Here is a 9,220-nt window from a genome sequence, read left to right as displayed (position 1 = left end):
GTGGAATCGAGGCAGGGTCAGCTTTTTGCTTCGCGCATGAAGCTGCAAGCTTGACACGCCGAGCGTTTCGCTCGACGTTCGGCACAAAACGTTTGGAATCTGGGAATTTGAACTTCACGCGCCGCGCTCTGAGGTCGGTGCACGGAGCATTGAGCTTTGCATTCGGCGTGTTGAACCCCGCGCTCACAGCTTTATGCCCCGCCCTTCAAACCATCCGACGCAAGCATCGCGTCATAAGCTCCATCCGCGTACTCCATACACGTCCACAGGTAGTCCGCCTGCCGGTTTTCATCCAAGCTGCGGAAATGTTCAAACCCGTTGGAATGCAGCATGCCCAGCAACGTGCGCAGTTTCGACAGCTTGTCGAACAATTCCGCATGTGCCTCAAGGCGTTTGGGATCAAGGGATTCGGGGATCGAGTGGGTCATCGTGTTTCCTTTCATGAATGGAACCACGCCCAGCCCTTGGGGGAGAGGGTGGGCGAGCACAGGCAAGGTGGAAGACCGATGACTAGCAATCGGCACGGCCGAAGCCGTTCAAGCCTGGCCCGCCCTTTGAAGGCAAAGCCAAGCCATAGCAGGTTGAGGACAAGCGCTTATGCTCAGCACTTGCCCGCCAGTCACGAGGCTTCCACACCTCGACCACTTCCTCTATGGCACCGGAAGTGATGGCAGCGAGTGTAGCGACCACGACTTCCTTCAAGCAAAGGCGGAACTATAAATCAGAATCTGCCGATGCTTCGCCGCGGGGCGCGCGCTGGCACACAAGTACTGCTCACCTTCATCGACGGCGACATCGACCGGCCGATGGTGGCCATGCAGCTGCACAACACGCAGGACGCCCTGCCCTGGCCCGCCGCCGACGCGCCGCTCGGGCAGGCGTTGTCCGGCTGGCATTCGCAAGGCCTGGGCGGCGACGGCTACAACCAGTGGGTGATCGACGATCATCCCGGCCAGTTGCGCACGCGTCTGGCCAGCTCCACCGCCAACAGTCAGCTCAACCTCGGTTATGTGACCTCGCACGGCGCCACGGGTGGCAACCGCGGCAGTTGGCGCGGCACTGGCGCAGAGCTGCGTACCGATGCGTGGGCCGTGGTGCGCGCAGGCGCGGGCCTGCTGCTCTCGACCACCGCGCGGGCGCAGGCAACAGGCACGCTGCTCGACGCGCATGAGGCACGCGGGCAGCTCACCGCTGCGCAGAAGACAGCACAACGCCTGTCCGATGCTGCAACCAGCCAGCAAGCGCTTCCGTTGGCAGCCAACGAAGCATTCGACCCGATCGACAAGGCACTCGACCCATCGCAATACGGGCATTACGCCAGCAACGTCAACGGCCAAGACACGCAGCAACCCGTCGACAAGTTCGGGCAGCCGCTGCTGGTGGCGGAGTCGCCTTCCAGCATTGCGCTGACATCTCAGGCCACCACCACGGTTTACGCGGGCCGCCATTTGCATGGCACCGCGCAGGCCGATTGGCACCTCGCTGCGGGCAACGTCGTGGCCGCCGCCGCTGCCAAGGGCGTAAGCCTGTTTGCGCAGCGCAATGGCATCCGTGCGATTGCTGAGGGCGGGCCGGTGTCGATCCAGGCGCATACCGATGCGCTGGCCGTGCTGGCGGATAAGGCTGTCACCGTCACCTCCTCTGCGGATTCGATTGAGATCCTCGCGCAGCAGAACGTCGTGCTGCACGGCGGGGATTCAATGATTCGGCTGGAGGGGAATGCGATTACGTTTGAGACGTCGGGGTTATTGTCGGTGAAGGGGGCTGGGCATCCGCTGGTGGGGCCGGGGGGGCAGACGGCGGCGTTGCCTCCGCTCCCCTTCGGCACCGTGATGCCAGAGCCTGCGGAGCATTCGCTGTTCCAGAAATTCGACGAGCAGGTGCTCTTCAAGGACGCTGATCAGAAGGTAGTCGAAGGTCGACTGCGCTTCCGCGTGCGCAACCAGGCGCAACCAGAGCAGACCTTGCGCGGCGATGCCCCGCAGGGTGGTGAGACGGAACGGCTTCAGACACCCACGGAGCAACCGCTCGAGCACGCCTTGCGCTACGCCCGATTCAAGTTCGATCGATGAGAGGAGAAGATTTGCACGATGGCGCATGACGACGACAACGGCTACGACATCGAAGTACTGGGCCAGTGCCGGACGAACCCGCGACAAGGTTCCCAGCACACGCAGAACGTCGAGGCCAAGTTCCTGTGGTCCTACGCGCAAGAAGAAGCCCTGGTCGCGCTAAGTGAGCAAGGTGACGACAAGTGTTGGCACCTGATTACCGATCCCGAGCGCCGAGCCAAGCGCATCGCCGCCCGATATGCCGACTTGTACTTCGCCAGCGCCGATAAATCGCGCGGCAAACTGCAGATGCTCTGGCCGGCTCTGGCCGCCTTCGTGGTCAAGGACATCGTGGAGGCCTACCGCTATTCGCGCGAAGATGTCCTCAACGGCGGCTGGCGTAACATGGCGCGCACCTCTGGCTTCTCGCAGGCGGTGTCCGAGGCGTTCGCCGATGCGTCGCCGTATGAGCATTCGCTGCGGGTGTATGCCGCGCTGGCCAAGGGCAACCTGTGGCTGTTCATGGACATCTACCCCTGGCTTTGGTTTGTGCTGGAGTATGGCCTCAACCGGGATGGCAGCCTCAATGCCGACCGGCTACGCAGTCACGTGGAGAAGCGCGACGCCAGCACGCTGCAGCAGCAATCCAGGGATGCAGTCAAGGAATTGCCCTTTGGCGCGAACTGGATGGGGCGGTTGCGGGGACGCATCGCGGGCGACCCGGTATACACACAGGCGAGAAGCTATTTCCAGACGCCCCCTGTGTGGGGCGGAATGGATGGCGGCTATGGACAGTTCCAAGCCAATGCCAGCCAAGCACATCGCTATGTGAAAGCGAACGTGAAAAGCTACGACAAGGGCTACCGCGTTCCAGGCTCGGAGTATTGGGGAAGCTTCAATGAGGCGTTCTATGTCATGGAGGAAGAGCGCAAGGAACTGAGCCGGATTGCGGACGACGCCGGGGCCATCGGAAGATTGCAGAAGGTGGCGCAGTTCAAGGTGACCCCTGAAGTGAAGAAAACATACTCGCTTTTTATCGACGAATATGCTTTGGACCAGGCAGGCAAAGTCAGCAGCCAGCAGGAAGAGGTGAACATCATCGCGCAGCAGGAGCAAATTAACGTACTGCAACCGCTGATCTACCAGGACCCAAAGTTGATTAGGACGATGGATATCAACCATCTGTTCAGCCGTGCGTCGCTAGGATTGCTGTCACCTACCTATACGCTGTACTTCAGTGCTGCGCCCAAGAACGACGATCCTGCGTTGCAGGCAACCTTCGATAAGCCCAAGGGCCCTTGGGACTATGTGACCGGGCGGAAAAAGAGCTTGCCGAACCCCACCGACCGAATGGCCTATGTCAAGGAACTCGCGGACAAATTTAACGACTTGATGAAGAACCGACGGTCATATATGGATGGCGAACTTCAGAAAATCAGAGGGTGGCTTCATGCTTAACCGGCGGCGCTTCATGATGCTTGCCGTGCTACCCGCAGCGGGTAGTTTGCTGGGTTGTAGCAAGACTGCAGGAGAGGGAATGACAGAAATCCGGTTCGATCTTGGAAAGAACATCGTTGATACGGCACGTGCTTCAGGCGTCCCGACATTTTCGACCGACAATATCGATGGCTATATCAGCTATAGCGTTTCGCCAGTGCCGGATGCTGTTGTTGCGCACTACATGCGTGAAGGCTTTGAGGTTCGGTGGCACCCGATCTTCTCGCTCGCCATGCGTGCTGACGAGAAGAGATTTCCGGATCGCCGAGTTCAGTCTGTGTCGCTCCTGCTCAACGATAAGATCATAAAAACCCATGCCGAGGCGCAAGCCCTGGTAGAACAAACGATTGCCCAGTTCCAGCGGGGCAAATGGCAGCGGTACTACGATCCTGAATGGGATGTGTTGCTCACAGGGCGGTCTAGTTTGCTCAATGAGAACGGTCAGTTTGGACGTTTCCCACGAACGATTGACCCTGCATACAAGATTCCAGCGGAGGACTGGCCGGCGGTGGTGCAGCAAGGTCCTATCTGGCGCTGGGTCGGTGATGGAGTGCTGGCGCAATTGAGCGTCAAGGGGGATGCCGGCACCTTGGGATTGAGCTATGACGTTCGTCTCAATTTCGATCTACTGGATGTCGCACTCAAGCGCGACGCAGAGAACCTGGCGCAGCAGCTCAAGGAAGGTGATGCCAAGGGCTGGAACAGCACGGCAGAACACGAAGCGGACAAGAAGAAGCGCGCAGCGCTGAACAAACGCCTGATCGAAAACGCCATCAACCGCGGGGACGCCGTCGTCAGCCCAAGCGCTTTGAAGTGACTGTCAACCCAGGGCGGCGGCTTCATGCCAAGCGATTTCACCGCCCTGGGCGCGAGTACATGCACGCACAGTCAACGCTTTCTCCGATCCTGGCCGCAGCGACCAATCGTAAGTCATTGCCTGAGTACACGTGACCACCACCAGCGCCAGCCCCAACTGGAGCAACAGCCATTTGCTACACGACTGCACGCAATCGCGTCGACAAGTGCAGCAGGGCGAGGTGATGTCCGCAGTCATGTCCGATGACGGTTCCACGAACTGACAGTGGGATAGCGATCCGTCTGATCCAAAGCTGTAGCACAGCCTCGCGATATCGTCGGATCCAATTCAGGAGAGGTTCTTTCAGTGGATGCTGAAATACGCCGCCGGCAAAACTCAAGATTCTCCAGCTCGTCAGACTGCGCGATAACCGAGGGGTATGGCGGGCGGGCCGCAATTCTGAAGAGAGGTTGAACAATGATCAGCGCGATTCGCCGGTTCCTTACTGCGTACGCCGCAGTCAAGACCGAAAGGATCCGTCGTGAGAGTGCGATCGACCACGTCATCGCCCATCCGACGCAGTTTCTCGGCCAACACATCGACCAGATCATCAGTCGATGCGGACAACCTGATCGTTTTTCCAGTTTCGACTTTGGAAAAGGGGAAGCCGAATGGGATGGCCGTCACCCGACCCGTCTACGTGTCTTCTTGCGAGACGGCGCTTATGTCGAAGAAATCGAATGAGGACGGCAGGGCGCGCCCCAACGCGACGCTTGCCCGCGCGGCGGTACTTCCGATAAGGCCATCTCATGCCTGCGTTTGAGGCCAGCACGGACGAGCAAACCGTCAGGCAGTGGAACGTCGATCCGCCGTGATGATCGACTAGCGCAGCACATCGCATTCATCATCTGCAAGCTAAACAGGACAACTGGATGTTCTGGCTTCTCTATTTCGCCCTACCCGTGTATGCCGGGGCACAGGTGGCAACTCGCGTCGGCCCGAAGTACGGCTTTCTCGCGGGCTTCGCCACGTTGGTTGCGGTAGCGGTTGCCGTATTGATCCCGCAGACGGCGCTGCTTTATTGGCTGGGTGGAATAGTGGAGCGCCGAAACAAGGCTGCTCCCACACAGCCCAATGCACCCGCCGCGGCACCCCCTCCCAAAATCAAGTTGCCGGAGCAGACCGGGGCGCGAGCGCGCTTCAGGCAGTTGATCGTCCATGACGATGAAGACGGGCGCCAAGATGCAACGCGTCTCGTCTACAGCCTGCTGGTGAAAGTTTTTGCCGAGCACATTGACGTGGAAGAAAGCAATGCGGGCTCTGACACGTCGATGGTTTCAGCCGATGAGTTGGCCGAGGGATTGGACACACCACCGCCTTGCTCCGACGAGGTACTCGTGGTGTTCCGCTCGCACGACCGTGCATGGTCTGGTTTCCAATGCGGAGGCGACAGTTTCCGCTTCCGGCATCGCGCGCTCACTGACATTGGGGCCACGTTGATCCATCCAGCAAAGGGGCCGGGTGGGTGCGATTTTGCATTTCGGTTCGACGTGTCCCACAAAGCTCCAGCGTCTGGCGCTGGCGGACAACCCAGCATCTACGACAGGTCTGGGTACATCGGCGTATTCGATCTGCCATTCACCGCGAACGAACAGCACGCGCGTGCACTCGTATCCGCATTCGCTGAAGTCGCACACGTGCTCGACGCGAAGTATGAGATCAGCGAGTGCATGGATGTTTAGGCACAGCAACGCTCGCGGCACCATGACTTCATCTGGACGGAACATCACCGCCTCTCGATACAGCCAGCTGAGATGGCTCACTACGCTATGCATGGTGGCAGCCCTCGTCGGTTGCGACCGAAGTGACACGCATGTGAGTTCGGGCACCGCCTCTCTCGCGCAGTACATCCACTTGAATGCGCAACCCAAAGCTGTCCGCCTTGAACTCGCCACGCTTCCGGAACGCAACCCCAGCGACAGCGGTGTGCCGCGCCCCACTGACTATGTGGCGCTGATCGCCGCCGTTACGCTGAAGGATTCCGATGGCAAAGAGATCACCGATCAGCCTCGTTACGCAGAACGCCAGCCGATTCCCGAAGCCTTCCTCCGCGCATGGCTATCGAGCGCTGAAAAGACTGCACTGCGCGATGCCTTCTCCCAGAAAGGCGGCCTCGCCTATGACGTCAGCCAGCTGGTGACTCGGCCAACCAAACGCGCCGTTGCCATTCCGATGGATGCAGATCACTGGGTGCTGTACCTCGAATACGTCGCACCCTAAGCGCAACACCGCACGCCTAGCCTGAGATCGGCATCAGCCGACTCCACCGCACACCTTCGCCCCTCCAGCGCCACCCCCAAAAAGCAAGTTCAACCACTTTCCAACACCGTCCTTGAAATCCACAAATAACTGTATATATTTACAGTATCTGTACATTTATACAGTTATTCGCCATGGACGACCTGATCCGGATCGAAAACGAGTACGACCGCCAAACCGTGGCGTGGCTGCGTAATCGCCTGAGCGACCAAGCCTTGTGCGAAGTCGTGATGCGCATGGAGGGGCGTGGCCGGCCGTACGCGTCGGAGGTGTGCCGCACACTCGGCGTAACGCGCCCGCCATACCAACGCGCTTCGCGGGTACGGCCGCTCAACCGTGCCGTGGGCGAGGCGTATCTCGCCACCATCCGCGGCATTCTTGGCGCGGGTCGGCACGCAACGGCATAACGGCGGCGTCAATCTGATACAGAGGCGGCAGTCTCTTCACGCAGCCAGGCAAGCCATGCACCGGCCGGGCTATCTGGCGTGATTGGCGCGCTCGACAGCAGGCAGTACGCAGATCCATCACGCTGGAAACCATCGGGTGCCACCAGCCGCCCATCATTCAGGTCATCTCCGGCCATCAACCTCGATGCGATGGCGGTACCCTGCCCCGCCAACGCGGCCTGCAGGCTCAAATAGAAATGTTCATAGCGCGCCTCGGGCAACCGCCCGCGTGGGCGCGGTGTGCCGCTAATGCGCCACCATGTCTGCCAGGCATCGGGGCGCGTCGCGGTGTGCAATAAGCGTCGGCGCGCAGCTGCATCCGCATGTGGCACATGCACGGGGCCGATCCACTCTTCGCAGATCGGCTCGGCGTGCACATGTGCTGGCCAAGCAAAGTCATTGCGACGCAGGGCCACATCCACACCTGTACGCGCGAAATCGATCGGCCCACCCGCCGCAAACAGATGCACCTGAATGGCAGGATGCCGCGCCTGAAAGCGTGACAAGCGCGGGATCAGCCAGCGCATCGCCAGTGTCGGTTCACACGACACCACCAGTGCATAAGACGTAGCCCGACGTGCGATCCTGTCGATGCTTTCTGTGAGAATGGAGAACGCATCGGCAGTCGCTAAACGCAGTTGCTCTCCCGCCGGTGTCAGGAAGACGGCCCGATTGCGCCGCTCGAACAAGTCAACCCCTAGCGATTCCTCCAACTGCCGAATCTGCCGGCTGACAGCGCCATGGGTCACGTGCAATTCCTGCGCGGCGCGCACGAAGCTGCCATGCCGTGCCGCGGCCTCGAACACACGCAGGGTATTCAGCGGAGGAAGCGCCATCTGTCAGTTTTTCTCACTGAAAAACAGCATCATAAATCGATTTTCAGCGATGGCCCTGTCGCCCAGAATCGGCGCATCTCCACTTCCCATCGGGCGCCTGACATGGCCGAACTTCTTGCCGTTGCCGTCATCACCGTGCTGGCTGTCATCAGCCCTGGGGCGGATTTCGCCATGGTCACACGCAACAGCTTGCTGCATGGCCGGCGTGCGGGTGTGCTCTGTGCCTTGGGTATTGCATTGGGTGTGCAGGTGCACGTGTTCTATACGATGTTCGGCGTGGGGCTGCTGATTGCGCACGCGCCGGCGCTCTTGCAGGGCATCAAGTTGATCGGTGCGGCCTACCTTGTGTGGATCGGCTGGAAGACGTTGTCAGCCAAGGCGCTGCTGCCGAGTGAGGCGTCTCCCAATAACGCGTTGAACCAAACGCTCTCGACCGGTGCCGCCCTGCGCATGGGTTTTCTTACCAACGCGCTCAACCCGAAGACGACGCTGTTCGTGGTCAGCACGTACACGCAGGTCGTCGACCCGAGCACACCGCTGGTGGCGCAGTTTGGCTATGGGTTGTTCATGTCGGTGGCGCACGCGGTGTGGTTTGCACTGGTGGCGATGGTGTTTGCGTCGGGCGCGCTGCGGCGCTCGTTGCTGGCGCGGCAGCGAATGGTCGATCGCGTCATCGGCGTGATCCTGATCGGCCTGGGCCTGTCGCTGGGTCTGGCACGGCTGGCGTGACACGCTGCGGCACGGCGTCGCAGCGCGGCCGTTGATTGCGGGCCAGGCAGTATCCTCGCGCGATGTCCGCCCGCCGTATCCATTGGAAACCCGCACCCCGTCTGCATCTTGCCGGTGGGCGCATAGTTGCGTGGGTTTTGCTGTGGACGTATCTGCTGGCAGCCGCGTGGATGCCGCTGGCGCATGCGGCACGCGCGCACGCTGAACAGTTGCCGGTAACGCTGTGCTCCGCGCATGGCACCGGCGTGATGATCATTCCGCTGTCGGACCCTGGCGAGCGCAAGCGTGTCGAGCAATCGATGTCGGCGCCGGCATGCTGTGGCGCATGCATCGTCGTTGCTGACATCGCGCCCGCGCTCGACATCGGCATGCCCAACGCACCAGCGCTATTGGGCAGCGTCAGCGCAACGGATATCCTCACCCCTCGCTTTGCCACACCCGCGCCGCAACGGCGCGCCCGCGACCCACCGCTGGGTTGATCCACCCCATCTCAAGACACCCTCGCCCGCGCTGCAACTGCGGCGGCGGGCTTCACCCATTTCGTCT

The 9,220-nt window shown here is 60.6% G+C and carries 10 protein-coding genes and 1 pseudogene; 9 read left to right on the top strand and 2 right to left on the bottom strand.

Annotated features, from left to right (window positions below; translation table 11 throughout):
- Positions 1-191: 191 nt before the first annotated feature.
- Complete coding sequence (locus tag PI87_RS06545) at positions 192-428, bottom strand: hypothetical protein (protein WP_039596850.1); 237 nt, start codon at positions 426-428, stop codon at positions 192-194.
- Between the two features lie 324 nt (positions 429-752).
- Between PI87_RS06545 and PI87_RS06540 the strand changes: the two are divergent.
- The 7 genes and pseudogenes from PI87_RS06540 to PI87_RS06510 form a co-directional block, all read left to right on the top strand.
- Positions 753-2,072, top strand: a pseudogene (locus PI87_RS06540) (DUF2345 domain-containing protein); the annotation flags it as partial.
- Positions 2,073-2,090: 18 nt separating this feature from the next.
- Positions 2,091-3,509, top strand: a complete 1,419-nt coding sequence (locus PI87_RS06535) for a DUF2515 family protein (RefSeq protein ID WP_039596849.1) — start codon at positions 2,091-2,093, stop codon at positions 3,507-3,509.
- Between the two features lie 79 nt (positions 3,510-3,588).
- The gene (locus tag PI87_RS06530; RefSeq protein ID WP_039596848.1) at positions 3,589-4,365 is read left to right on the top strand and encodes a hypothetical protein; all 777 of its coding nucleotides are present in this window, start codon (positions 3,589-3,591) and stop codon (positions 4,363-4,365) included.
- 456 nt (positions 4,366-4,821) lie between these two features.
- The gene (locus PI87_RS06525) at positions 4,822-5,088 is read left to right on the top strand and encodes a hypothetical protein (protein WP_039596847.1); all 267 of its coding nucleotides are present in this window, start codon (positions 4,822-4,824) and stop codon (positions 5,086-5,088) included.
- 188 nt (positions 5,089-5,276) lie between these two features.
- Positions 5,277-6,086: a hypothetical protein gene (locus PI87_RS06520; RefSeq protein ID WP_039596846.1), complete on the top strand. Its 810-nt coding sequence runs from the start codon at positions 5,277-5,279 to the stop codon at positions 6,084-6,086.
- Between the two features lie 91 nt (positions 6,087-6,177).
- On the top strand, positions 6,178-6,624 hold the full coding sequence (locus tag PI87_RS06515) for a hypothetical protein (protein ID WP_039596845.1): 447 nt from the start codon (positions 6,178-6,180) through the stop codon (positions 6,622-6,624).
- A gap of 173 nt (positions 6,625-6,797) precedes the next feature.
- Complete coding sequence (locus PI87_RS06510) at positions 6,798-7,070, top strand: hypothetical protein (protein ID WP_039596844.1); 273 nt, start codon at positions 6,798-6,800, stop codon at positions 7,068-7,070.
- Positions 7,071-7,078: 8 nt separating this feature from the next.
- Here PI87_RS06510 and PI87_RS06505 read toward each other — a convergent pair whose 3' ends face one another.
- A complete protein-coding gene (locus PI87_RS06505; RefSeq protein ID WP_039596843.1) occupies positions 7,079-7,945 on the bottom strand; it encodes a LysR family transcriptional regulator in 867 nt (288 codons plus the stop codon).
- Positions 7,946-8,047: 102 nt separating this feature from the next.
- Here PI87_RS06505 and PI87_RS06500 point away from each other — a divergent pair, with 102 nt between their 5' ends.
- Both PI87_RS06500 and PI87_RS06495 read left to right on the top strand, forming a co-directional pair.
- Positions 8,048-8,674, top strand: coding sequence for a LysE family transporter (locus PI87_RS06500; protein ID WP_039596842.1), 627 nt, complete (start codon positions 8,048-8,050; stop codon positions 8,672-8,674).
- A gap of 137 nt (positions 8,675-8,811) precedes the next feature.
- Positions 8,812-9,153 (top strand): hypothetical protein, encoded by a 342-nt coding sequence (locus tag PI87_RS06495; protein WP_039596841.1) that lies wholly within the window; start codon positions 8,812-8,814, stop codon positions 9,151-9,153.
- Positions 9,154-9,220: the final 67 nt, after the last annotated feature.

Source organism: Ralstonia sp. A12 (assembly GCF_000801955.1).
Lineage (GTDB): Bacteria > Pseudomonadota > Gammaproteobacteria > Burkholderiales > Burkholderiaceae > Ralstonia.
This window is presented reverse-complemented; position numbering and strand designations above follow the sequence as displayed.